Here is a 23,400-nt window from a genome sequence, read left to right as displayed (position 1 = left end):
ATTCTCCCTCCACCTCCATGACAACGAGATGGCAGAGCGGGCAATCCGCCCTGAAGGCACTAACCGGTCCCGGCCTTGTTCTCAATCGATCGATCGATACAATAAGGGCCATCGTCGAGACGAGGAGGACTTCATGGAGCCAGGCGGCGACCTCGGGCCACACGCGGCGGCGGAAACGACCGAGACGTTCGGGGGTGACGTGCTGGTGTCGGCCGATGGGCCGATCGGCCGGGTCACTCTCAACCGGCCGCAGGTGCGCAACGCGCTGTCGGGCGCGATGCTGTCGGAGCTGCTGGAGGCCGTGCGGAGCCTCATCGAGGACCGGCGGATCCGCGTGATCGTGCTCACCGGGGCGGGCAGCGCGTTCTGCGCGGGCGACGACCTGCGCGAGGCCGCGTCCGCGTCACCGCGCGAGTTCGCCGAGGTGCTGGAGCGGATGCAGACGCTGACCGGGATGCTCGTCGCCGCGCCCAAGCCGGTCGTCGTCGCCGTCAACGGCCCCGCTCTGGGCGGCGGACTCGAGCTCACGCTGGCAGCCGATGTACGGATCGCCGCGCGCTCCGCGACGTTCGGCTGCCCTGAGGTCGGCCTCGGCCTGGTGATGACCAACGGCGCCTCGTTGCTGCTGCCTCGGGTGGTCGGCGCGGGGCGGGCCGCGGAGATGGCGCTCACCGGCCGGATCTACGACGCCGACTGGGCGCTCTCGGCCGGTCTGGTGGGCGCCGTCGTGCCGGACGGGGACCTGGCCGCGCACGCCACCGAGGTCGCCGAGCTCATCGCCGCCCGCGACCCGCTCGCTCTGGAGCTCACCCGTGACCTGCTCAGGCGACCGGTCGCAGCACCGCTTCCGGCCGCTCTCGAGGCCGAGTCGACGGCCTGCATGACCGCCTACGGCAGTGGGGAGGCACGCCTGCGGCTCGGCGCCTTCCTCGCGCGCGGCAAGGAGCGGCGATGACCTCCGAATTCGAAGGCCGGTGCCTGGCCGATGTGGTGTCCGCCCGCGCCCGGGAACTGCCCGATCGGCCGGCGCTACGGGTCGAGGACGACACGCTGACCTATGCGGAGCTGGACGACCGCGCGAGACGGGTCGCCACCGGCCTGCGGGCGTCGGAGGTCGCGCCGGGGGACGTCGTCGCGGTCATGCTGCCCAACTGCACCGAGTTCGTCGTCACGTGGCTCGCGCTCGACCGCCTGGGAGCGGCGACCGCGGCCGTCAACACCGCGCTCATCGGCGACGGCCTGGCACACGCCCTCGCCACGACGGGCGCACGAGTGCTGGTGCTCGACGAGGACCACGTCGGTGCCGCACGCGACATCCTCGACCGGCTGCCCGGTCTGCGCACCGTGCTGCTGCGCGGCACGATCGGATCGCTCCCGGGGGTACGGCTCCGCCCGTGGGCGACGTTGCTCGACCACGCTCCGATGAGCGGCCGTGGGCCGGTGAGCGGCGCGGATGCGAGCATCGTGCTGTTCACCTCGGGCAGCACCGGCCGGTCCAAGGCCTGCGTGCTGCCGCACCGTTACGTGGTGCGGCAGGCCGAGGTCTTCGCCCGCCGCATGGGGCTACGCGGCGACGACGTGCTTTTCTGCCCATTTCCGCTCTTCCACGTCGACGCCGCCGTCTTCACCGTGGCACCGGCGTTCCTGCTCGGGGCGACGGCGGCGTTGGTGCGCCGATTCTCCGTACGCCGGTTCTGGGACCAGATTCGCGCGGCCGGCGCCACCGTCTTCGACTTCATGGGCGCGACGCTCGCCATGCTGTACAAGCAGCCCGCGGGGCCGGGCGACCGAACTCACGCGGTGCGCCTCGCATGGGGCGTTCCGCTGCCGGCCTGGGCCGGCGATTTCGAAGACCGCTTCGGGGTGGAGCTCGTCGAGCCGTACGGGCTCACCGACACCGGGATGGTGCTGTCCAACGAACCCGGTGTTCCCCGGCGGCCGGGCTCCTGCGGCCGGCCCATCGAGCTCTACGAGGTCAGGGTGCTCGACGCCGACGGGTTCGAGCTGCCGGCCGGTCGCGTGGGCGAGATATGCGTACGGCCGCGCGAGCCCGCGGTCATGTTCAGCGCTTACCTCGGCATGCCCGAGGAGACTCTGAGCGCCCTGCGCGACCTTTGGTTCCACACCGGCGATCTGGCCCACCGTGACGCCGACGGTTACTTCTACTTCGCCGGCCGGGCCAAGGACGTGATCCGGCGGCGAGGGGAGAACATCTCGGCGCTGGAGATCGAGGAAGTGATCGACCGCCACCCGGCCGTCCTCGAGGCGGCCGCCTACGGCGTGCCGAGCGAACTCACCGAAGAGGACGTCATGGTCGCGATCGTGCTGCGACCCGGGCGCTCCCTCGCGGCGGAGGAACTGCTGGAGTTCTGCGCTCGCAACCTCGCGCGGCACATGGTGCCCCGCTACCTCGACTTCGTCGCCGAGTTGCCCAAGACACCGACCGAGAAGATCGAGAAGCACCGGCTCAAGACCCGCGGCGTGACGGGGTCGACGCACGACCGCGGGTCCGGCGGCCACGTATCCAGCAGAGAGGACGGTCAGATGATCACGTAGCCGGTCGATGAGACCGCGCACCGCTCCCGAGCGTGTGTCCTGCGCCCGGATGTGTCCCTAGGCTCGGGTGTACCCGTTGCGTCCGGTCGTGCCCGTCACGGCGCCGCCGACCCCCACACCTTGCTCAGGAGGCCGAAGAATGCCGCGCAGACGTACCGCCACCGCCGGTGAGACGTCGACGCCGGACCGCATCCGCGCCACGGCGATCCGGCTCTTCGCCGAACGCGGCTTCCACGGCACCGGGATCCGCGACATCGCGACTGCGGCCGACACCACGCTCTCCTCGCTCTATCACCACTTCGGCAGCAAGGACGACCTGCTGGTCGACATCATGATCGCCGGCATGGCGCCCCTGATGACCGCCGGCGAGCAGATCCGCGCGGCCTACGAGGGCTCCGCCGAACGGCTCGCCATGCTCGTCGAACAGCACGTTTGGGCGCACGGCAGCGACCGGTTGACCACGCTCGTCGGCGACACCGAGGTACGGGCCCTGACCGGAGAGCGGCGTGAGCGGATTCTGGCGATGCGCGACGGATACGAGGCGCTGTGGCGCGGCACCGTTGAAGAGGGCGCCGCGCAGGGCGTCTTCGACGTGGAGCAACCCAAGATCACGACTCTGGCGCTGCTCGAGATGTGCACGGGTGTCTCACACTGGTACCGCCCCACCGGAGACGTTCCGCTCGCCACCCTCTGCGGCCTCTACGCCGACAGCGCGCTGGCGGTCGTGCGCGCGACCGGACACCACGGACCGATCCGCCGAGCCGACCTCCGGCTGGCCGGTCCAGAGCACTTCCTCCGTGAGCGGCACGGGTGAGCACGCGCCTGCGGCAGCCTGACTGCCGCAGGCGCGCGTCTGATCACACAGATGCTTCGTAGCCGGGCGCGCCGTGATCGGTGGATTCCCGGTCGAATCCGCTCGGGCGGGCGATACCGCGCCGACCCGAGGCCGATGCACCGGCCGACCGGCACCGGCCGTGCCCTGTGAGATGTTCTGTCGACGTCCGCCTGAATGCCGAGGAGCGACCCTGAACGCCGAGGAGACACAGATGACGCAGTGGCAGACCGTACGACTGGACACGCCGGCGGAAGGGGTGCGGCTCATCACGCTCGCGGACCCGGAGCGCCGCAACGCCCTGGGCGACCGGATGCGCGTGGAGCTGAGCGCGGCCATCGCCGCCGTGCGGGAGGACGGCGGCGCCCGCGTGCTCGTGGTCGGAGCCGAGGGATCGTCATTCTGTGCCGGCGCCGACCTGCCCGCGTTGTTCGGGGCGGAACAGTCCGGCCGGCCCGTGGGGGAGCTTCGGCAGCGGTTGCGCTCGTACTACCAGAGCTTCCTCGCACTGCGCGATCTGGAGATCCCCACGATCGCCGCCGTACAGGGGCCTGCCGTCGGCGCGGGGCTCAACCTCGCGCTGTGCTGCGACCTGCGGATCGCGGGGCCGGAGGCGAAGTTCGCCGCCACGTTCACCAGGATCGGGCTGCACCCCGGCGGAGGGTGCACCTATTTCCTCACCCGTGAGCTCGGGGCGCAACGCGCACTGGCGATCATGTTGGACGGCGGCGCGCTGTCCGCCGCGGAGGCGCTCGCGCAGGGTCTCGTGCTCGCCGTCGAACCCGACCCCCTCGCGGAGGCGCTACGGCGCGCCGAGCGCCACGCCGGCCTGCGCTCCGAGCTGGCCCGCGATCTCAAGAGCGCGGTGCGGCTGGCCGCACACGGCGATCTCGAATCGGTCGTGGAGTTCGAGGCATGGGCGCAGGCCGAGAGCGCAACGCATCCCGAGGTCGCGCGGTTCGCCGCCCGCTTCGAGCGAGGGCGCCAGCGCGGCGATTGAGCGGGGTCTTCCGCTCAATCGCCGAACTCGTTGAGGGCTCCGTACGGAGTGAGGGCGGAGATGTAGTGGTGGGGCAGGTGGTCCTCATAGGAATAGACGGCGGGAAGCGAACGCAGTAGCTGTGACCGGCGGGCGGCGAAGGCCGATATCCCCAGCAGCATGCCGAGGGCACTCGGCATCTGTGAGGTGGGGTGCTCTCTTTCCTGCCACTCTCCCTGCCTGGGCCGGTAGACGCACCCCAGCCGCGCCATCCGGCTCAACACGTTCTCTTTCAGGTGCGGGATCTCATACCGGCGCTCTCGGCCGAAATGCCGGTACGGCCCGGAGGTGCGTGGTGGGAGGTGCGGGACGACGTCGTCGTCGTAGACGTACCGGATGACCTTGTCGCGCAGGAAGGGATTCCTCTGGCAGGCGGCGGCGAAGCCGGGATCGCCGATCATGGGCTGGCCGAAGGTATAGACCGTCCCGGCGGTGAGCAGCCTGCCGAGCTCGGCATATTTCCGCTCATGTTGCAGCATGACCGCCATCAGCGCCGCCATCGCCCCGCCGAGGCTGTGCCCGGTGATGTACAGCGCCTCCAGCCGTCCCTGTTCGTGGTCGCGTTCTCCGTTGAGCGCACCGCGGACCGGCTCGCCCTCCATGGCGCGGCGCAACGCCTGCATGACCTCGTAGCGTGTCGCCCGCACGTTGCGGTAGAAACCGCCGTGCACACCGGCGCACGGGTCGCCGAACTGATAGCCGATGCGCTCTGGTTCGACGTCCCAGCCGGTCAGCCAGTTGATGAGGTTCGCCGGCTCGGTTCCTCGGTAGCACAGAACGGCGACCCTACCGTCGGCGCTCTGAATCAAGAACGCGGTGGAACAAATGAACATCGGCTCGGCGATAGCCTGGATCATTCGGCACCGATTGTCCTTCATGCCCATTCGCGCCATGATGGTGGAGAGGGTTTCGGCATCCGAATACGCATACCCGGCGCACGTGGCGAGGGCATGCTCGATGATGGGATCCGGGTGCTCCCGCACCGTCAGCATATGGTCGACGAGGTCGGCGTGGACCGGGAAGCCGCGGCTCTCCGGAGACTCGTCGAACGGCCGGAGATACTCGTAGTTCGGGGCTTTGACGTCATGGACCCGAAGACCGCCGTTCGCCAGCACGGATTGCAGCCGCTGCTCCCAATCGAATTCAACGGTATCCCTGGGATAGAGCCTGCCCGAGTTCGCTTTGCCGGTTCCCTTGCTGCGCTTTACGGTTTCTGTCATTAGTGTGAACCCCCGGATGACGCGAAAGGACGGTTCAACCATTCCCGATGATCGAAATACTAATCCCCGCTCTTGACCAAGCCCGCGTATCACCGTGAGGTGATCGGGCGCGGCGGATCAAGGCGGGACGGGGAGCGGGGCCTTCGCGAGGGGGGCGTGGACGACGCTCGCGCCGGTGACCATATCCTTTGGCGTACCGATCTCGTCTACTACTGCGGAGGATCGACACGATGTCGAGCAACAGCCATGCGGGCCGCCCGGCGTCATGGATCGCGGTCGTCGTGATCTTTGCGGGCTTCCTCCTCGGGGGAATCGCCCTCCCCATGGGCCCGAACTGGATCCTGTTCTGGGTCGGGGCGGGCGTCGTCGTGGCCGGCGGCCTCGTGGCCCTGGTCGTCGACATCATGAGCGATGTGGTCTTGGAGGAGCAGCGCAGATGATCTCTAAGCGGCCCCCGCTCGAGGAGCGCATCGCGGCGCGCCAGCGCGAGCTCGGCCCGCTCAAGCCGGGGAAGCACTTCGAGCACCGGCCGGCGGCCATCATCTTCTTCGCTCTGATCGTCTGCGTGGTGCTGACCCACCTCGCCGCGTTCTTCATGATCGAAATGGCCGGCTGACGGCACCTCCGTCGCCTGCCTCCCGCACCGTTCCCGCGGCAGCGGTCAGCCGCGGTTCGCTCGGCGGCGTACCTCGTCGGCGAAGTCGGCGAGGCACTCGGCGAGCTGCCGGTCGCCCAACTCGGTCGGCGAACGACCGCACTGGCTCTTCGACGGCCGCGGCTCCTCGGAGCCGGACGGCGGCGGTGTGGTCTCCTCGGTGCCCTCGGTGGGGCGCTGTACCGTACGGGGCTGGACCTGGCCGTTCACGGAGACGTCGATGTAGCAGAGGGTCTGCCCCCCGTCGACTCCGTAGACCCGCCACTCCTGCCCGCCGAGCGGGATGAACTGTTCCAGGGTTCCGGCGCACGCCACGCTCTTGGCCTTGACGTAGAGCGCGTTGAGGTCGGCGATGTTCGGGTCGCCGTCGGCGAGGGTGTAGAGGTCGTAGCGGTTCAGCCGCCCGGAGTCGACCTGGTCGGCGGGCACGATCCCGTACGCCACGAACAACTCCGACGAGGTGTCGCGCGGCGTGAGCGGGGTGACGTAGTAGAGGCGGCGGTCCGCACCGCGCAGCAGGTACTCGCCCGGGTTGGCCTGCTGGGTCTGGAACCCGGTCGGCTCCAGCCCGAAGGAGTTGTTGTACTCACCGCGGCCCGCGGCCCACTGCGCGGCGTCGCGCTGGGTGCGCACCAGCGAGATCGGGTAGACCGGGCCGGGCAGCTCTCCCGGCCTGACCCGAGGCCGATGGGTGATGTCCGGGCGGCCGCTCGCCGACCCCTCCAGGATGAGCACTCCGGCGGCCACGGTCACGGTGCGCTGGCGATGGTCGAGCGGCCGTTGGACGGCGATGACGATGACGGGCCGGTCGCCCTGGCAGTAGCCCCAGATGTCCTTGTCGGTGTAGATCAGATCAGGGTGGCGGTCAGCGAGCAGGTTGCGGAGGCTGTTGCGTCCGCTGCCGCCGAAGGCCCGCTCGAACCTGTTGCCGGCTCCGAACCGGCACACCTGCGCGGAGTTGGTCCGCCCGTCCCACTGAGCGACGCCGTACGCCGGGGTGCCGCCGCCCGAGCCGTCGAGCACCGCTGACCATTGCCCGGTGTTGGGGGAGGAGCCCCACTGGTAGGCGAAGGTGGACTCCATGACGTTGACCCCGGCCACCGGCGAGGCCGCCGCCTTCATCGCCGTCCGCGCCGCGGCGAGGGAGGACGTCCGCGACTCCCAGCGCAGGGCCGGATAGCCGTTGTCGACCTTCACGCAGGAGCGCACGTCGTGGCGTCCGATCCGGTCGCAGCCGTCCTTGCCCCGCCGGGAGCCCTCGACCAGCTTGGCGACCGAGGCCGGAGGGCTGGTCACGCTGGGCACGTGGAACACGGTGGCGCTGCCGTAGAAGCGCTGCCGGTCCTTGTCGTTGTCCCACAGAGCGGACGGCACCGGCATGAGGATCACGCCGGAGCCGGTCAGGACGAGCAGTACCACCGCGATTGACCGCCAGGGCGACATCCAGTCGAGGCCGAACTCGCCGTCCTCGTCGAAACTGAGGACCAGAGCGGTCAGGAGCAGCCCGATCGCAACCCAGAGCCAGGTCACGGCCGGCAGCGTGAAGAGGTCTCCGCGCGGGAGGAAGGAGCGCTGGAACCACAGCGTGACGACCTGTGTGGTCTTCGTGCCCGACATGAACATGTGGAAGAACAGCCCGATCAGCCCGACCAGGACGGGGATCCAGAGCCACAGCCCCGCGATCCACGCGGTGCGCTTCCAAGGGGTCACGGTTCCTCCCGAATGCCGCCAGGCCGGCTGATCTTGGTCGCACAGATCTTCCCTTGGACGCACGGACCCGAAGACGCGTTCACCGGTGCGGGCACCCCGCGATCGGGGGTGCGGTACGCCGGCATGGCCGGGTCGTGCGATGCGAATCCCGGCATTTCGCCAGTCGATCACAGCAGGGCTCGGTACGGCACCGGGTTTCGCGAAGCGCTGATCTTCACTGTTACGGTCAGAACACGGATCTCACCCCCGGCGATCTGGTCGTCCGTTCGCGTCCGCATGGCGCAGGCGATTCGCGAGCTAGTTCAGGGGCGTGATCGACGGGTCGGACGTGAAGGGATGGACGCCGGGTGGACTTCGAGCGATCGGCGCTGCCGGGAATCGGGCTTCTGCACATCTTCACCACCCGGCAAGGCCGCCGAGTCGGGGTGGTCTCGCACCGTTCGGGCCGTCGTGACCTGGTCGTCTACGATGCCGACGACCCCGACAGCACCAGCGAGACCGTGGTGCTGACGGTGGAGGAGGCCGACGGGCTGGCCGAGCTGCTCGCCGCGTCGCGGATCGTCGAGCGCCTCGCCGATCTCGAACGGCAGGTGCAGGGTCTGGTCAGCGAACGCATACCGATCGGCGCGGGGTCGCCCTACGACGGGCGCACCCTTGGGGACACCCGGGCGCGGACGCGCACCGGCGCGTCCATCGTCGCGGTCGTGCGCGACCGTGAGGTGCTCGCCAGCCCGACGCCGGACTTCGCGTTCGCCGCCGGGGACGTGGTCGTCGTGGTCGGCACCGCCGAGGGCACGACCGCGGTCGCCGACATCCTCTCGTCGGGCTGAGGCCACGTATGCACGACTTCTCGATCCTGCTGCTCGAACTCGGCGGCGTACTGCTCGGACTCGGCCTCGTCGGCACTCTGGCCGCCCGCGCGAGCATCTCGCCCATCCCCCTCTATCTCCTCGCCGGCCTGGCCTTCGGCGTCGGAGGCGTCCTGCCCCTTTCGGCCAGTCAGGAGTTCATCGCCACGGGCGCCGAGATCGGCGTCATCCTGTTGCTGCTCACCCTCGGGCTGGAGTACACGGCCGACGAGCTCGTGGGCAACCTGCGCCGCTCCGCACCTGCCGGCCTGGTCGACCTGGTGTTGAACGCCACGCCCGGCGCCGTCGCCGCGCTCCTGCTGGGCTGGGGTCCGGTCGCCGCCGTCGTCCTCGCCGGCGTCACCTACGTCACCTCCTCCGGCATCACCGCCAAGGTGCTGTCCGATCTGGGCTGGCTCGGTCATCGCGAGACACCGGCCGTGCTGTCGATCCTGGTCATGGAAGACCTCGCCATGGCCGTCTACCTGCCGGTGCTGACCACACTGCTGGCCGCCGGGGGCGTCGCCTCCGGAGCGCTCAGCCTTGGGGTGGCCGTCACCGCGGTGGCCGTGGTGCTGATCGTCGCGCTCCGGTTCGGGCGCCAGCTGGAGGCCTTCGTCGCCTCGCCCAACGACGAGGTGCTGCTGCTCAAGGTGCTCGGCCTCACCATCCTGGTCGCCGGCGTCGCGCAGAAGCTGCACGTCTCGGCGGCCGTCGGCGCGTTCCTGGTCGGCATCGCGCTGTCCGGGCCGATCGCGCACACCGCGCGGCAACTGCTGTCCCCGCTGCGGGACCTGTTCGCAGCCGTCTTCTTCGTCTTCTTCGGCCTGCAGACCAACCCCGCCCACCTGGCGCCGGTCGCGGGCGTCGCCATCGCGCTCGCCGTCACCGGCGTCGTGACAAAGATCGCCACCGGATACATCGCGGCACGGCGGGCCGGTGTCGGGCCGATGGGTCGTGCGCGCGCGGGCACGTCGTTGATCCCGCGCGGGGAGTTCAGCATCGTCATCGCGGGGCTGGCCGTCGCCGCCGACGCCGATCGTGAGCTCGCGACCCTGGCGGCCGCCTACGTGCTCGCCCTCGCCATCATCGGGCCGCTGGCCGCGCGAGCGGTCGAGCCGGTGATGAAGGCCTGGCTGCGGCGGAGGAAACGGCGGGCGCGAGCGGCGGCGCAGGCCGAGCAGGGCGAACCGCCGCCGTGCAGATCCGATGAGGCGACCACCGTCCCGGGTAAGGTGACCGCCCCTCCCGAGCAGGAGTAGCGGTGACCAAGCCCCACCGACGGGCCGGAGCAGGCCTGCCGCACGGGCCTACCGCATCGGCTGCCCGCGTCCTAGGCCTCAGCGGGTGACGCCCTTTCTCAAGGGCGTGCTCAGCCTGATCCGGCGGTACGGCTGACGCTCCCGCGCGAGGGCGGTCGCGTGAGTCTTCCGAGCAAATCCGGCAGCTCCGCCTCGTGCACCACGGTCAGCCGCCGGGTCGCTCTCGTGATCGCCACGTACAGGTCCTGGCCGCCTTTGGGCGACTGGCGGAGGATCTCGTCGGGAGCTACCACCACCACCGCGTCGAACTCCAGCCCCTTGACCCGGGCGACCGTGAGAACGGCGGCGGGGGCGTCGAGGGTTTCCAGTGCCAGGCCGGGCACCACGTCCGGGAGCAGCGCGGCGATCTCGCCGTTCCGGGCGTCCGGCACCACGACCGCCAGCCTGCCCTCGCCGATCGCGGTGAGCTCCGACCGCACCAGACGGGGGAGCACCTGCTCGAGTTCCCCGGCGCCGACGCGGACGGCTCGCGGCGGAGTCTCGCCGCCGCGCACCGACCGTGGGGGCTCCTGGTCGGGGGCCACGGCTACCAGCACGTCGGCGGCGACCTCCATGATCTCCGCCGGGGTGCGGTAGTTCACCTCCAGGCGCACTTCGCGCCAGCGGCCTCCGACGTGGCGGTCCAGCATCTCGCCCCACGACCGCGCCCCCGCAGCCGAGCTCGTCTGCGCGATGTCGCCGACCACGGTCAGCGACCAGCTCGGGATCCGGCGCATCACGGTACGCCACGCCATCGCCGAGAGCTCCTGCGCCTCGTCGACGATGACGTGGCCGTAGGCCCATTGGCGGTCGCGTGCCGCACGCTCGGCCGTGGTCCGCGCGGGGCCGGTGTCGCGCTGCCGGTCGGCGAGCGCGCCGGCGTCGAGCATTTCGAGTTCGGACAGGCTATGAGCCGCTCCGGGGTGAGCGACGGCCACAGGGCGTCGAGGGCCTCCCGCACCGCGAGCTGTTCCCACAGCGCCGCGTTGTGCGGTCTCGATAGTGCCTGCGCGCGGTCGCGGGTACGGCGGCAGGCGTGCCGGTCCAGCCGGAGCGCCATCCGCTCCACCACCACCTCGACCCCGTCGCGGCGGGAGGTCCGGACGTCGATCACCACCTCCACGTCCCGCTCCGGTGCGCGCTGGCGATCTCGCACCGCGGCCCGTACCACCTCGGCCATCCGCAGGTCGCCCTTCACCACCGCCGCGGCCGGACCGTCGTCGGCGGTCGCGCGGACGCCCGGGTGCAGTTCGCCCACGGTGCACAGCACAACGTCGGTCTCACCGAGCGAGGGGAGCACCTGGCCGATATAGCGCAGGAACACCGCGTTCGGCCCGACCACGAGCACGCCGCGTCGCTCCAGCGTGGCGCGGTGCGCGTACAGCAGGTAGGCCGCCCGGTGCAGCGCGGCGACGGTCTTGCCGGTGCCGGGTCCTCCCTGCACGACGAGCGCACCCCGCAGACCCGACCGGATGACCCGGTCCTGCTCGGTCTGGATGGTCGCCACGACCTCGCTCATCCGGCCGGTCCGGCCGGTCCGCAGCGACGCCAGGAGAGCCGCCTCGCCGACCAGTGTGCGACGGTCGGTCTCGTCCAGCCGGTCGAGGTCGAACACCTCGTCGTCGAGGTCGACCACTGTGCGTTCACGGGTGTGCAGGTGGCGGCGGCGGGCCAGTGGCCCGGGATCGGCCGGCGTGGCCACATAGAACGGGCGGGCCGCGGGCGCCGCCAGTCGATGGGGATCGGGTCGTACTCCTCGTCGTGGAGCCCGATCCGGCCGATGTAGAGAGTCTCGCCGTCGGCATGATCGATGCGGCCGAAGCAGAGCCCGCGCTCCACGGCCGTGAGCCGCGCGAGCCGGCGGGCGTTCTCGTCGGCCGACACCTCCCGTTCGAGGCGGGCCTGCCGGCTGCACCCGGCGGTGCCCGATCCGTAAACGTCACGCAGTGCGGCCGCAGTGCGCCGGCGCGCGTCGTCGAGCCCTTCGTACGCCTTGGCGACATGGGCCTGTTCTACTCGCAGAGCCTCGGCACGGGCCCCATTGAATTGACGAGGAGCCATTCTTGTGCTAAACTCCTTACCATTCAATTAAGCATGAAAAAGGGGTGATAGAACATAACAGCTCTAACCCCTTCTTTGATATGCGTGCCGTTCGCGAAAGGCTCTTCAGCCGCTGGCGGATCATGTCCACCGCGCCCGGCAAAGTGACCACTCCTCCCGAGCAGGGGAGCAAAGACCGTGCCGCACGATGACCGGGGTGATGGGTCGGCGCTAGGCTTCGGCGGGTGACGCCCTTCCTGGACGACGCCATCGAGGTGGTGCCGCTGGCCGGGGGCACCCATCACACCGCCTGGATCGCCACGCAGGCGGACGGCGCCCGCTATGTCGTCAAGGCGACCCCAGGCGTGCCGCCCGACATGTTCGATGCGGAAGCGGAGGGCCTCATCGCGCTGCGCCGAAGCGGTGTGATCGGTGCGCCGCGGGTCGTCGCCGTCGGGCCCGGCCACCTCGTCATGGAGGCGCTCAACCCGGTGCCGGGTTTCGCCGATACCGTTTTCTGGGAGCGAACCGGCCGGGCGCTGGCCCGGTTGCACCTGATCCGGGGCTCCCGCTTCGGCTGGAGCCGGGACAACTGGCTCGGGCCGACGCGCCAGGTCAACACGTGGACCCTGGACTGCTACGAGTTCTATGCCCGGTACCGGATCCTGCGCTACCTGCGTGAGCCCAGGATGGAGGCGATGCTCGACGCTTCCCAGCGTGCGGCGATCGAACGGATCTGCGCCCGGCTGCCGGACCTCGTGCCGCCGTCCTACCCCGCGCTGACGCACGGGGACCTGTGGCACGGCAACGTGGTCTCCATGGCCGACGGCTCACCGGCGCTCATCGACCCCGCGATCTCGTGGAACTGGCCGGAGGCCGACCTGAGCATGATGTACGGCATCGCAGGCATGGTCCCGGGCGGCGCCTCGCCGGGCCTGGACCGGTTCTTCGCCGCCTACCAGGAGATCCGCCCGCTCCATCCGGGCTGGCGCGAGCACCTCGAGCTGCTGCACCTGCGCGAGTTGCTCTGCGTGCTGTTCCAGACCGGGCGGGGGTGGGCCCGGCCGCGCGTGCTCACGCTGATCCAGCGGTACGGCTGACGGGCGGAGGGATGTCATCCGGTACGGCGGAGCCGATCAGAGGCGCCATAGGCGAGGAAGTCACGAGCGAAGCCCCACTGGTGCAGGCCGATCATCAACTTATGGTCGATCTTGTTTCGGTCATCGAAGTCGTATGGATCACGCAGGTTGACCCTGGTCGAGACGTCGTACCGCCACGGCCCGCCGACCTGGACGGGCGGCCGTACCGTGACCTGGCCCGTCTGGTTGTAGGTGAAGCTGCTCCCCAGGGCGTTATACCAGTCCGGGGAACTCCTCGCCTCGTCTCTACTGCTGTTGAAAGACTTCCATTTGGTGTTGACCGGGAAGGTGATCGGCTGTGTCGACCCGACGCGCTGTGCCCTTTTGACCGCCAGGCGGCCTAGGTCGTCCTGTCCCTTGGCGACCTTTTCTGCAAAACTCGGCAAATCCACGAGCAATTGATCGACGTCCTGGTCAAGTGGCCTTCCGGTATTGCCGAGGAAGTGCTTTATATTCCGGGCCGCATGTGGGGTATGGTATCCGACCAAGGCCGCCGGCGGCAGCTCCGTGAGGTCGGCCGCGTTCCAGAGCTGCAGATGAGCGAGGGTCATTCCGGGCATCATCGCAGGATTTCCCGCGTAGTAGTGCCAAGGGCCAGAACCCTTGTCCGCTCTAGTGAACGCCGGCGGCGCCGGCTCCGCGGCGGTGATTCCGCTGACCCCCGCACCGAGTGGTGACGTTGGCTGCGGTCCACCCGGATAGGTCATTGGGGCGTACATCTCTTTTTCGCTCGGGCGATCCCATTGATAGTTGTCGATGGCGTCAGCCCACTGAAGATCCTCCGGAGGAATCACCTCCGGAGGAGTCACCTTCGGAGCGGCCCTCGCCGCTGGAGCCGCGAGGATCGGAGCCATGGCCCGAGCCCCGCCCACCCTCCGAGTCGGAGCGGCGGCAGGAGCCGAGGGAGTCACGGTCCCGCAGCCGGCACTTCGCTGCGTGACCGAGCACACCGCGGACTCTGCCGTGCTGACGATCGCGGGGCCGACGCTCGACTTCATCATCGCCCCGGCGACGGCCCCGAGCAGCAGCACCATTGCGAGATAACTGACCGCGCCCTCGCCTCTGTCGCCGCGCCGACGAGAGATCATGACCATGCCCGAACCGTAGTGACCCACATCACTCTCAGACAGGGCCCAGAGGCCCCCGGAGGGCCCAGTCAAGACCTCACCGGACGGATCGGCGCGCGGCGTCGGAGGTCAGCAGCGCTCGCGCGGGCGCAGGCCGCGGTCGTCGGGCGTCCGGTCGCGGTAGGTCTCCTCGAGAAAGGCGACCAGCCGCTCTACGTCCCGGAGATTGGAGACCACCCCGAGCGAGGCCCGGACGGCGCCGCCGCTCGGAAGGCCGAGAAGCCGGAGATGGTCGTCGAGTGTTCGAGCGCGACCGACCGACCTGGTCAGCGCCTTCTCGGTGATGGTGAAGGCGCCTTCAGCCGCGCCGGGATTGCAGAAGCAGCCCGTCCGCACCGAGATCCGGCGGGCGGTCGCGTCCCTGGCCACGATTCGCTCGTCGGCGACCTTGCCCTGCGGGGTGAGCACGTTGAAGGCCACGGTGCCGCCGCGCCGGACCGTCCCCTGCGGGCCGTACAGTCGGATCAGAGGTGAGCCGCCGGCGTGGCGCATGTCCCGCAGCCGGTCGAGGAGCCATCCCGTAAGGCACGTCACCCGCTGGTGGATCAGGTCGATGCCGATGCCGGACACCCGGGACAGGCCGGCCTCGACATCGGGGATGCTGAGGAAATTGAGCGTGCCGTCCTCGAACGCCGTCTCGTCTTCGGCCAGCACGTGCCAGCCGCCGAGAGCACTCGCCGTCTGGATCGTTCCGCCGGCGAACCAGGGCCGGTTCAGCCGGGCGAGCGCCTCCCACCGGGCGAGCAGGCAGCCGACCCCGGTCGGGTAACCGAACACCTTGTACCAGCTCACCGGTACGAAGTCCGGATGCACCTCACCGAGGTCGAGCGGGTTGGCCGGGACGTACGCGGCGGCGTCGAGCAGCACGTCGTAGCCGTGCTCATGGGCGAGCTCGATCCAGCTCAGCGGGTGCTGCACGCCGGTGAAGTTGCTCTGCGCGGGGAAGACGAGCAGCCCCCGACGGCGTCTGCGGCGGGTCAGCGCGGCGCGGATCTCGTCGGTCCCGGTGCGCAGCTCCGGCGGGTGGACCGGGACGTACTGGACAACGGCGCCGCGGCTCTGGGCGAATTCGCGGATCCCGTTCGCCGAGTTGTGGTTGTCGATGGTCAGCACGAGCCGGGAGCCGGGCCGGAACGGGTAGGACTCGCCGACGAGCCGGCAGGCGCCGGTCGCGTTGGGCATGAAGATCACCGCGTACTCGCGGGGCGAGGCGTTGAAATGCCTGAGGATCGCCGCTCGGGTGCGTTCGACCAGCTCGGTGGAGGCGCTCGACGTCGGGTTGTCGGAGTGCGGATTGCCGAAGCACCCGCCGCGCAGCCTGGCCGCGTTGAACAATCGTCGGCAAGGGGTCGGACTGGCCGTATCCGGCCGACCGTTGAGATCTGCGCGGCCACCGAGACCCGAGGGCTAACCGCAGCCCTCGAACTGCGGCACGGTCGTCGTCGGTTTCAGGCTCGTGTTCTTGAACCACCTCTCCAGCAGGGCGGCGGTGGTGCCGTCCTGGTACATCTCGGTGATGGCCTTGTTGACGGCCTCGCAGCCGTCCACGTCGCCGAGCCGCATGCCCACGCCGTACTTCTCGTCGGAGATCGGAGCATTGATGATCTTGACTTCGCCGCGGGCGGTGGCACCGAACCCCGCCAGGATCAGGTCGTCGGTCGAGATGGCGTCGACGTCGCCGCCGATGAGCTTGGTGAGGCACTCGCCGTACGCGGCGGCGGGCACGAGCTTCGCCGCCACCTTGCGCTCCTCGGTCACCCTCTGCCACGAGACCGAGCCCGGCACCTGGCAGAGCCGCTTGCCCTTCAGATCCCGTACGTCCTCGATGTGCTCGTCGCCGGCGCGGACCAGCGTGTCCTGGTGGGCCACATAGTAGGGGCCGCCGAACGTCACCTTGTTCTTGCGCTCCGCCGTGATGGAGTAGGTGGCGACGACCATGTCCACCGTTCCCTGCTGCAGGAACTGCTCCCGCTTGGCCGAGACCGTCGCGCGGAACACCGCCTTGGCGCCGAGCTTGCCCGCGACGTACTTCGCCACGTCGACGTCGAATCCCTCGAACGACCCGTCGCCGCGCTCCAGCCCCAGGCCCGGTTGATCCGGCTTGACCCCGATGACGAGGATCTTCTTCCTCGTGATCGACTGCGTTTCGCCGGGGTCGCCGCAGCCACTGAGCGTGAGAGCCACGGCGAGCGCGGCGCACGCTGCGAGTGCTCGCATGGGGATGCTCCTTCGGGTCAGCGGAATTCCGCCAGCCGCGGCCGGACACCTGCGACGACCAGGGCTGCGATGAGGATGACCGAGCACGGCAGCACGAGATCCCATCTGCGCAGCCGGTGATCGGCGTCGCTCACGGCGCTCGAGAAGGCGTCGCGGTGCAGTGCGATCAGGGCGGTCAGCGCCTCGTCGTACCGTTCGAAGTCCTCGCCGCCCGGTACGCCGCCGGTGCGGATCTCGATGGCGTCGCGGCGCTTGCCGTCGCTCACGAGCTCGCGCATGCGGCGATCGCTCCGCTGGAAGCTCAGGTAACTCAGGAGCAGGTCGTCGACGGCACGCCGCTCGCCGGGCAGCGAGACGCCCCGCGCCGCCTCTCCGTAGAACCCGAGGAAGTCCGCCTTGCGTGAACCGCCCCGCCGGTCGAGGGCGTCGTCCAACACCCTGTAGTAGGTGTCGAGGCTGCCGGCGGGGACGAAGAGCAGTGCCTGCGACTTCTCCAGATAGACCTGTTCGTAGGTGTCGGCGCGGCCGGGATCGAGCAGGTAGCGGCTCTCGTCGGCGTACGCGCTGTTGCTGATGGCACGGGCCCGTGACAACGCCAGCACCGAGTCGAATCCTCGTTCCTTCACCTTCGTCATCTGCCGTCCCTCGGCGGACAGCAGGGCCACGCTCGCGATCACCAGAGCGCAGGTGCCGAGGGCCGCGAGCGCGATCGCCGGGCTGATCAGGCGACGGAACCGGGCGGCGAGGTATCCCTGCAGACCGGCCAGGATGAGGATCACCACCAGGCCGTTCAGCAGCACCCACCCCTGTCCCGAGCTGATGGCGGCGTGCTGGTCCTCATAGGAGTGGCGCACGGTCGTTCCGCTGTCGAGGGTCAGGTTGTAGGCCTTCGGCAGCAGATCCAGCTTCATCAGGTCGGTCGCCTCGCGGTACACGCTCGTGACCTTCTGCGGCGGCGGCCCGGGGGCGTGTCGGGACTCGGTGTCGAGGAGCACGGCCTGCCCCGCCAGCCGTTCGTACTGCCCGAGACCGTCGAGCACGGCCTGCACCGTCCGCTGTTCGGTCGCGTCCTCGCCGGCCAGCTTCGCCGCCTGAAGTATGGCGCGGTTGGCCTCGCTGCGGCGCTGTTCGTACCGGTCCAGGGCCGCCTGCCGGGCACCGCTCAGATCACGCTCAGGGCCGATCAGCAGGGCGTTGGCGATCTGGGCGTCCATGTCGCTGAGCGCGAAGTACAGGTCGCTGGTGGCGACCACTTGAGGACCCGCGTCGTGCCCGATCACCTGCATCCCGTCCCTGGCGTTCTGGAACGTGACGGCCGTGACGGCGAACAGCCCGGCCATCGCGAGGATGGCGGCGATCGTCAGGGCACGGATCCGCATCGGCGTGGTCCGCAGCAGTGCCGTGCGCCCGCGCGGCCGGCCGTGCGGCGGGGACGACGGATCCGGCACCGGCGAGGGCAGCACCAGGGAGGGCGGCGCAGGCGAGGCCGGCCCCGCCGACGGCGGCACCCGCGAAGGCGCGATGGCCGTCATGACACGGTTTTCCGCAGGGTGATGGTGGTCCACGCCCCGACATGAATCCGGTCGCCGTCGCTCACCGGCACCTCCGCGTTGGCGGGGACGGGCTGCTCCGAGCCGTTGATCGTGGTGCCGTTGGTCGAGCCGGCGTCGATGAGGACCCAGTCGTCGTCGCCCCGGGGTGCCAGCACCGCGTGGACGTGCGAGACGCCAGGGTCCATCGGCGGGCCGCTGAGGTCGATCTCGGGTACGAGGCCGCGGGACATGCTCTTGCGCCCGATCCGGACCTCGCCACCGGTCAGCGGGAGCACACGGTCCGGGCAGTCCGAGGGGAACTCGATCGAGGCCTCGGCGTCGGACGGCGTCTGCTCGATCACCTGGTCGTAATAGGCGCGGTCGGCCGCGATGACGGCGGTCCACGGCCCCGGTGCCGTGGACCGTCCGGCCGGCCCGGCCGACTCAGGCAGCGGGCGGGCCGGCGATGCGGCGCCGGTCAGGAAGTCGTAGCCGTCCGTCTCACAGAAGCGGCCGGTCCGCGGCGCGTCGCAGTCGGGGCAGCGCTCTTCGCCCTGTGCGGCGATGACCATCGTCTCGGAGCCGGCGGGCGGGGCTGCGGGCTCCGGCGCGCTGGAGATCCGGACGCCGCACACGTCGCAGTAGTCGGCCGCGCTGGAATCGTGTCCGCTGGGGCAGGTGGCCATGATCTCAGACCTTGCCCTTGCGCGTGGGCACGGTCCTGGTCGAGCGGGTGTCGAGCGACATCTCGTCGGCCTTGTCGACGTGCTTTCTCAGCCGCACGGTGCCGGTCACGGGGTCGACGACGTCGACGACCTTGTTGAGCAGCTCGGCGATCGGCTCGTTGCCGGACTCACTCGCCAGCACCACCGCCCGGCCGAGGCGCACGGTCGCGGTCTCGACGTCACCGTCCTTGCGGGCCTGCAGACCCTCCTGGATGGCCACGGCGAGCTCCTGCTGCCCGGTGTAGTGGGCCACCCGGGGGTTGATCTGGGTGGACAGCGCCTCGTCGTCGGTCCACTCGGCGAGGACGTTGCCGGTCGCCAGCTGCTCGGCGTCCGCTCCCGAACCGGCGACGAGCTTCACCCAGGCCGCCCGCAGCTCCCGGCCCACGTGGCCGCTCGGGACCTCGACGCACAGGTGGTAGTCGCGGCTCTCCACGCCCCACGCGCCGACCGGGTAGTCGCCCTGCTGCGGGCCGGCCTCGGTGCGCTTGGCGGTCAGGTCGTCGACGGTGGGCAGCACCTGCCGGATGAAGCGCAGCCTGGCGTCCTGCGGCGTCCAGACCCGCAGGGACACGCCGCCGACCGCCTTGCCCATCGTCGCCTTGGTCATGGCGCGGAAATCGGCCTCGAGATCCGCCGGGTCGGCGACGATGTCGACACTGCCGAGCATGGCCGAGGCCACCTTGCGGAGCTCGGAGACGTCCCAATCCGTGCCGACGCCTCTGCAGTCGCACACGAAGCGGCCCTCGCAGGCCGCCAGCGCCGCGTCGAGCTCCTCGGGCATCTCGTGCTGATTCTTGCCGTCGGTGAGGAGGATGGCGTGCCGGATCGCGTCCCGGTGCTCGGCGAACAGGTCGTCGGCGAACCGCAGCCATCTGCCCATCGCGGTGCCGCCGGCGGCGTCCAGCCGGGCCACCGCGGTCTTGGCGTTCGCCCGCGTCTCCGCGTCGGCGACCATCAGCCGGTGCTCCACGGGGTAGATCATTCTGGCGGAGTTCGAGCCGGCGACGATGGCGAAGCGCACGCCGTCGCGGAGGGAGTCCACGGCCGCCTCGGCGGCCTGCTTGGCCGCCATGAGCTTGGCCGGGAGCGACATCGAGCCCGAGGTGTCGATGATGATGACCTCGGCCGCGGCGGTGTTGGAGGTGGGGCCGGTCGACGGGCCGCCGGAGGCCTCGACGCTCACGATCGCGTGTACTTCTCGCCCTCCCTCTGGGAGGTACCTGTTCTGGTCCACGTTGACGGTGAAATCGGGAAGATCACTCATTTGGGAGGCTCCGCTGTGAGTTGGCCGTTGGGTCGGGGCGGGGGCGGGAAGGGGATCACCACCACGGTGACGTTGTCGCGTCCTCCCGCATCGAGCGCGGTGCCCACCAGCGACCGGGCCGCGGTCAGTGGCGCGTCCGCGACGCCGCCGGGCGGCAGCTCATCGGGTGGGTGCGTCTCGGAGAGTGCGGCGGCCAGGTCTCCGGTCGCGGGGAGGTAGTTCCAGAGTCCGTCGCTGCAGATGAGGACCACGCCGGGGCCGTCGGGCACGAAACCGGCGACGTGGGCGTCGAGTTCGTCTGCGTCCGCGCCGAGCCATCCGGTGAGGACGTGCGCCTTGGGACTGGCCTGCGCCTCGGCCTCGCTCATCAGGCCCCGCACGACCATCGCGGTGGCCAGCGAGTCGTCGGTGGTGAGCACGGCAGAGGCGAGTGCGTGCGCGTCGTCGGCGCTCTTGCCGTCGGTGAGCCAGTAGGCACGGCTGTCGCCCACCCAGCCGACCGTGATCTGCCGTCCGTCGACGATTCCGGAGACGTACGTGCACGCGGGCGCCCCGTCGGGGCCGGCCAGCGCGGCGACGGCCTCGGCCGCCGCGGTCACCGCGGCGAGCGTGGCCTGTTCCGGATCGGCGCCCGACGTGATCTGTTCCGCGAGCACGGCGGCGCCGGCGTCCGCGGCGGCCTGCGAGGCGTCGTGCGGTCGCGGCGAGGCGGACACGCCGTCGCACACCACGGCCAGCACGCCGTCGGCGTAGGCGGCCAGCGCCATGGCGTCCTCGTTGCGCCGGTGCCGCAGGCCGCGATCACTGACCCCGCCGGCGATCGCGGGGGCGATGTGGCGCATCCCGTCGGCGGCCGGCAGCTCGATCTCGACATGGTCGCGCGGGCCGGGGCCGCGCACGCCACACCGCTCGCAGTAGCCGTCCGGACCGAGCGCGGCGGCGCCGCACTCTCCGCACCGCCGGGCGCCGAGACGTTGCCCGCACGCCTCGCAGAACCCGTCTCCGAGATGCACCCGATAGCCGCAGGCCGGGCAGTCCGCCTGATCGCCTGCCGCCGGTGCGCCCGTCGATGTCTCCATGCTCAAAACCACGTCTTCGGTCGTGCGGCGTTGGCCCGGAGGACAAGGGCGTGCCTGTCGGCGGTGCTGTCGGCGTGACGGGCGAGATCGCGGTAGGTGCGCTCCAGGCTCCTGCGCACCGCGTCCTCGGTCAGCGGGGCGCCCAGGAGGGTCGTGGCCGGCAGGGGCCCGTGGGCGCTGAGCACGCACGCGAGAGCCGCCTCGAGGATCTGAGCGATCAGCTCCCGCCGGCGTCCCGCGTCGAGCCGCAGGGTGTCGAGCCGGGCCGCGGCCGAGGTGAGGTCGGCTGCGGTGAGGCCGGCCGGATACCGCCCGCGTACGGCCGTGGTGATCGCGGCGATCTGAGCGGTGACGTGGTGACTGGAGAGCCGCGGCACCGAGCAGAGGGCCTCCATCGCCCCCCGCCGGTCGCCTTCGGCGAGGCGCACCCGCGCCAGGCCGAACGCGGCGCTGACATAGGAACGGTCGGTGCGCCACACCGATTCGTAGTGGCGGGCGGCCTGCCTCGGCCGGCCGTCGCACTCGAGAGAGAAGGCCAGGGCGAGCCGTGGTGCCGCCTCGCCCGGCAGCCTCCCGTACAGATCGTCGAAGCTCTGTACCGCCTCGGCGTACTGCTCGCCGGCCAGCGCCGCGACGCCGCGATACCAGTCCACCCGCCAGTCCCCGGGGCTGGTGGCGAGCGCGTCACTGAGGAGGACGCCGGCCTCGGCCAGACTGCCGAGTTCGATCCGCACTCGGGCGAGCGTCAGAGTGACCTCCAGCGAGGTCACCGGCATGGCGGTCAGCACCGCGGCGACGTCGGCGGGGTCGCGGGCGGTGAGCCCCGCGAGGACACCGGCGGCCGGGTCGGAGCCGTTCACCAGTGGTATGGGCAACGCCGCCGCGGCGGCCGGCGGATCGAGCGGCGGCAACATCGGACCGGCGTCGCCGAGCGGGCCGAGGTCGGTGCCCGCCGCGTAGGTCTCCGGGCCGAACAGGGTGGACGGTGCGGGACGCGGTCGCCCGTCCTCGGCCGACAGCACCTCCCGGAGCACGCCGGCGAGCTGCTCGCTCATCTCCGTGGCGCTCTGGAACCGCCGCGCCGGCTCCCAGTGCGTGGCCCGGCGCAGCAGCCGGTCGTAGGACTCGTGCCGCAGGAGCAGCGGCACGTCCTCGCGCGCGGGCAGGTCGTGGGCATGGATCGTGGTGTAGCCCTTGAAGGAGAAGGTCAGCACGGCGAGCGTCCGGCCCACGGTGTAGAGGTCGGAGCTGATCGACGGACCTTCGGTGCCGATCTCGGGTGCCTGGTAGCCCACCGTGCCGTAGATCGGGCTGTCCGCATCGTCCATGCGGCGGACCCCGCCCAGGTCGATCAACTTCAGCTGTTCCTCCGACTGGATCGCGTTGTCCGGCTTGAAGTCGCAGTAGAGGAGCCCCTGATCGTGCAGATAGCCGAGGGCGCTCAGGACCTCGAGGCAGTAGGCGATGGCCTGGCCCACCGGGAGCGACTCGGCGCCGCCGGTGTCCTTGCGCCGGGCCAGCAGGATCTCCTTGAGCGACCGCCCGCCGAGGTACTCCATGACGAGGTAGCCGGAGTCCGACTTGGCGAAGTTGTAGATGGTGACGATGTTGGGATGCCGCACCTGCGCCAGGAACGCACGCTCGGCCCCGGCCGCCGCCAGTGCCTCGGTGTCACCGGTGTCGAGCAGGCCTTTCAGCACCACCCATCGGTTGTCGAGACTGAGGTCGCGCGCGAGGTAGACCCAGCCGAGCCCGCCGTGCGCCAGGCAGCCGAACACCTCGTACTGCCCCTCGACGACGTCGCCCCGCCGCAGCTTCGGCGTGAAGGAGAACCAGGTGCCGCAGGAGCGGCAGAATCCCTCGGTGCGGCTGGCCTTGCCACCCCGGCCGCGCCCGACCTGCTCGCCGCACTCGCCGTTGCTGCAGTAGCGCTTGTTCTCCGGCACCTTGGGATCGCGCAGGATCGCCTCGGCCGGATCGCGGAGCGGGATGGACGGCACCTCGACGAGGTCCACGCCGAGCAGCCCGCGCCGGGAAGGGCCGCTCGACGTGCCGCGGGCGGCCGGACGCCGGCCGCCTGCGTTCGAGGTGCGGGGCTCGGCCGGCGCGGACG

At 70.5% G+C, this 23,400-nt stretch carries 19 protein-coding genes and 1 pseudogene; 9 read left to right on the top strand and 11 right to left on the bottom strand.

Annotation, left to right across the window (positions count from 1 at the left end; translation table 11 throughout):
* Positions 1-133 precede the first annotated feature (133 nt).
* From HKK72_RS23525 to HKK72_RS23510, 4 genes are all read left to right on the top strand, one after another.
* The gene (locus tag HKK72_RS23525; protein ID WP_187236584.1) at positions 134-955 is read left to right on the top strand and encodes an enoyl-CoA hydratase/isomerase family protein; all 822 of its coding nucleotides are present in this window, start codon (positions 134-136) and stop codon (positions 953-955) included.
* Positions 952-2,556, top strand: a complete 1,605-nt coding sequence (locus tag HKK72_RS23520) for an AMP-binding protein (protein WP_187236583.1) — start codon at positions 952-954, stop codon at positions 2,554-2,556. The genes HKK72_RS23525 and HKK72_RS23520 overlap by 4 nt, the downstream gene beginning before the upstream one ends.
* Before the next feature lie 139 nt (positions 2,557-2,695).
* On the top strand, positions 2,696-3,370 hold the full coding sequence (locus HKK72_RS23515; protein ID WP_187236582.1) for a TetR/AcrR family transcriptional regulator: 675 nt from the start codon (positions 2,696-2,698) through the stop codon (positions 3,368-3,370).
* Between the two features lie 232 nt (positions 3,371-3,602).
* A complete protein-coding gene (locus HKK72_RS23510; RefSeq protein WP_187236581.1) occupies positions 3,603-4,388 on the top strand; it encodes an enoyl-CoA hydratase in 786 nt (261 codons plus the stop codon).
* A gap of 14 nt (positions 4,389-4,402) precedes the next feature.
* On the opposite strand, the gene HKK72_RS42305 is transcribed toward HKK72_RS23510, so the two are convergent.
* Positions 4,403-5,740 carry a lipase family protein gene (locus HKK72_RS42305; RefSeq protein WP_187236580.1) on the bottom strand — a complete coding sequence of 446 codons (1,338 nt, stop codon included), beginning with the start codon at positions 5,738-5,740 and terminating at the stop codon, positions 4,403-4,405.
* A gap of 137 nt (positions 5,741-5,877) precedes the next feature.
* Here HKK72_RS42305 and HKK72_RS23500 point away from each other — a divergent pair, with 137 nt between their 5' ends.
* Together HKK72_RS23500 and HKK72_RS23495 are read left to right on the top strand one after the other, a co-directional pair.
* Positions 5,878-6,087, top strand: a complete 210-nt coding sequence (locus HKK72_RS23500) for an HGxxPAAW family protein (protein ID WP_187236579.1) — start codon at positions 5,878-5,880, stop codon at positions 6,085-6,087.
* Positions 6,084-6,263, top strand: coding sequence for a hypothetical protein (locus HKK72_RS23495; protein WP_187236587.1), 180 nt, complete (start codon positions 6,084-6,086; stop codon positions 6,261-6,263). Before HKK72_RS23500 ends, HKK72_RS23495 begins: the two co-directional genes overlap by 4 nt.
* Before the next feature lie 45 nt (positions 6,264-6,308).
* On the opposite strand, the gene HKK72_RS23490 is transcribed toward HKK72_RS23495, so the two are convergent.
* A complete protein-coding gene (locus HKK72_RS23490) occupies positions 6,309-8,012 on the bottom strand; it encodes a hypothetical protein (RefSeq protein ID WP_187236578.1) in 1,704 nt (567 codons plus the stop codon).
* Positions 8,013-8,359: 347 nt separating this feature from the next.
* On the opposite strand from HKK72_RS23490, the gene HKK72_RS23485 reads away from it, so the two are divergent.
* A complete protein-coding gene (locus HKK72_RS23485) occupies positions 8,360-8,842 on the top strand; it encodes a cation:proton antiporter regulatory subunit (protein ID WP_187236577.1) in 483 nt (160 codons plus the stop codon).
* Between the two features lie 8 nt (positions 8,843-8,850).
* Positions 8,851-10,122: a cation:proton antiporter gene (locus HKK72_RS23480; protein ID WP_187236576.1), complete on the top strand. Its 1,272-nt coding sequence runs from the start codon at positions 8,851-8,853 to the stop codon at positions 10,120-10,122.
* 110 nt (positions 10,123-10,232) lie between these two features.
* Here the strand turns inward: HKK72_RS23480 and HKK72_RS23475 are convergent.
* A pseudogene (locus HKK72_RS23475) lies at positions 10,233-12,222 on the bottom strand (HelD family protein).
* A gap of 224 nt (positions 12,223-12,446) precedes the next feature.
* Between HKK72_RS23475 and HKK72_RS23470 the strand changes: the two are divergent.
* Complete coding sequence (locus HKK72_RS23470; protein WP_187236575.1) at positions 12,447-13,301, top strand: fructosamine kinase family protein; 855 nt, start codon at positions 12,447-12,449, stop codon at positions 13,299-13,301.
* A gap of 14 nt (positions 13,302-13,315) precedes the next feature.
* On the opposite strand, the gene HKK72_RS23465 is transcribed toward HKK72_RS23470, so the two are convergent.
* The 8 genes from HKK72_RS23465 to HKK72_RS23430 all read right to left on the bottom strand — a co-directional run.
* A complete protein-coding gene (locus tag HKK72_RS23465) occupies positions 13,316-14,434 on the bottom strand; it encodes a hypothetical protein (RefSeq protein ID WP_187236574.1) in 1,119 nt (372 codons plus the stop codon).
* Between the two features lie 102 nt (positions 14,435-14,536).
* Positions 14,537-15,802 carry an aminotransferase class V-fold PLP-dependent enzyme gene (locus HKK72_RS23460; RefSeq protein WP_187236573.1) on the bottom strand — a complete coding sequence of 422 codons (1,266 nt, stop codon included), beginning with the start codon at positions 15,800-15,802 and terminating at the stop codon, positions 14,537-14,539.
* A 72-nt stretch (positions 15,803-15,874) separates the two neighbouring features.
* Positions 15,875-16,684, bottom strand: a complete 810-nt coding sequence (locus HKK72_RS23455) for a glutamate ABC transporter substrate-binding protein (protein ID WP_187236572.1) — start codon at positions 16,682-16,684, stop codon at positions 15,875-15,877.
* A 17-nt stretch (positions 16,685-16,701) separates the two neighbouring features.
* On the bottom strand, positions 16,702-18,216 hold the full coding sequence (locus HKK72_RS23450; RefSeq protein ID WP_261987109.1) for a hypothetical protein: 1,515 nt from the start codon (positions 18,214-18,216) through the stop codon (positions 16,702-16,704).
* A complete protein-coding gene (locus tag HKK72_RS23445; RefSeq protein WP_187236571.1) occupies positions 18,213-18,902 on the bottom strand; it encodes an FHA domain-containing protein in 690 nt (229 codons plus the stop codon). Before HKK72_RS23445 ends, HKK72_RS23450 begins: the two co-directional genes overlap by 4 nt.
* A gap of 4 nt (positions 18,903-18,906) precedes the next feature.
* Complete coding sequence (locus tag HKK72_RS23440; RefSeq protein ID WP_187236570.1) at positions 18,907-20,208, bottom strand: vWA domain-containing protein; 1,302 nt, start codon at positions 20,206-20,208, stop codon at positions 18,907-18,909.
* Positions 20,205-21,287 (bottom strand): PP2C family serine/threonine-protein phosphatase, encoded by a 1,083-nt coding sequence (locus HKK72_RS23435; protein ID WP_187236569.1) that lies wholly within the window; start codon positions 21,285-21,287, stop codon positions 20,205-20,207. Before HKK72_RS23435 ends, HKK72_RS23440 begins: the two co-directional genes overlap by 4 nt.
* 2 nt (positions 21,288-21,289) lie before the next feature.
* Positions 21,290-23,400, bottom strand: a 2,111-nt coding sequence (locus tag HKK72_RS23430) for a serine/threonine-protein kinase (protein ID WP_315987409.1), incomplete at its 5' end; no start/stop codon positions are given.

Origin of the sequence: Actinomadura sp. HBU206391, from assembly GCF_014323665.1 — a bacterium.
In the GTDB taxonomy this organism is placed as follows: Bacteria; Actinomycetota; Actinomycetes; order Streptosporangiales; family Streptosporangiaceae; genus Actinomadura_C.
Note: the sequence above shows the minus strand (reverse complement) of the source record. Positions and strands in the feature narration are given on the sequence as shown.

Excerpts from the sequence above, each read along its gene's own strand:
- HKK72_RS23525 (WP_187236584.1), top strand. The coding sequence starts at position 134 with ATGGAGCCAGGCGGCGACCTCGGGCCACACGCGGCGGCGGAAACGACC.
- HKK72_RS23455 (WP_187236572.1), bottom strand. The coding sequence starts at position 16,684 with ATGCGAGCACTCGCAGCGTGCGCCGCGCTCGCCGTGGCTCTCACGCTC.
- HKK72_RS23465 (WP_187236574.1), bottom strand. The coding sequence starts at position 14,434 with ATGGTCATGATCTCTCGTCGGCGCGGCGACAGAGGCGAGGGCGCGGTC.
- HKK72_RS23495 (WP_187236587.1), top strand. The coding sequence starts at position 6,084 with ATGATCTCTAAGCGGCCCCCGCTCGAGGAGCGCATCGCGGCGCGCCAG.
- HKK72_RS23445 (WP_187236571.1), bottom strand. The coding sequence starts at position 18,902 with ATGGCCACCTGCCCCAGCGGACACGATTCCAGCGCGGCCGACTACTGC.
- HKK72_RS23500 (WP_187236579.1), top strand. The coding sequence starts at position 5,878 with ATGTCGAGCAACAGCCATGCGGGCCGCCCGGCGTCATGGATCGCGGTC.
- HKK72_RS23520 (WP_187236583.1), top strand. The coding sequence starts at position 952 with ATGACCTCCGAATTCGAAGGCCGGTGCCTGGCCGATGTGGTGTCCGCC.
- HKK72_RS23510 (WP_187236581.1), top strand. The coding sequence starts at position 3,603 with ATGACGCAGTGGCAGACCGTACGACTGGACACGCCGGCGGAAGGGGTG.
- HKK72_RS23515 (WP_187236582.1), top strand. The coding sequence starts at position 2,696 with ATGCCGCGCAGACGTACCGCCACCGCCGGTGAGACGTCGACGCCGGAC.
- HKK72_RS23450 (WP_261987109.1), bottom strand. The coding sequence starts at position 18,216 with ATGACGGCCATCGCGCCTTCGCGGGTGCCGCCGTCGGCGGGGCCGGCC.
- HKK72_RS23435 (WP_187236569.1), bottom strand. The coding sequence starts at position 21,287 with ATGGAGACATCGACGGGCGCACCGGCGGCAGGCGATCAGGCGGACTGC.
- HKK72_RS23480 (WP_187236576.1), top strand. The coding sequence starts at position 8,851 with ATGCACGACTTCTCGATCCTGCTGCTCGAACTCGGCGGCGTACTGCTC.
- HKK72_RS23440 (WP_187236570.1), bottom strand. The coding sequence starts at position 20,208 with ATGAGTGATCTTCCCGATTTCACCGTCAACGTGGACCAGAACAGGTAC.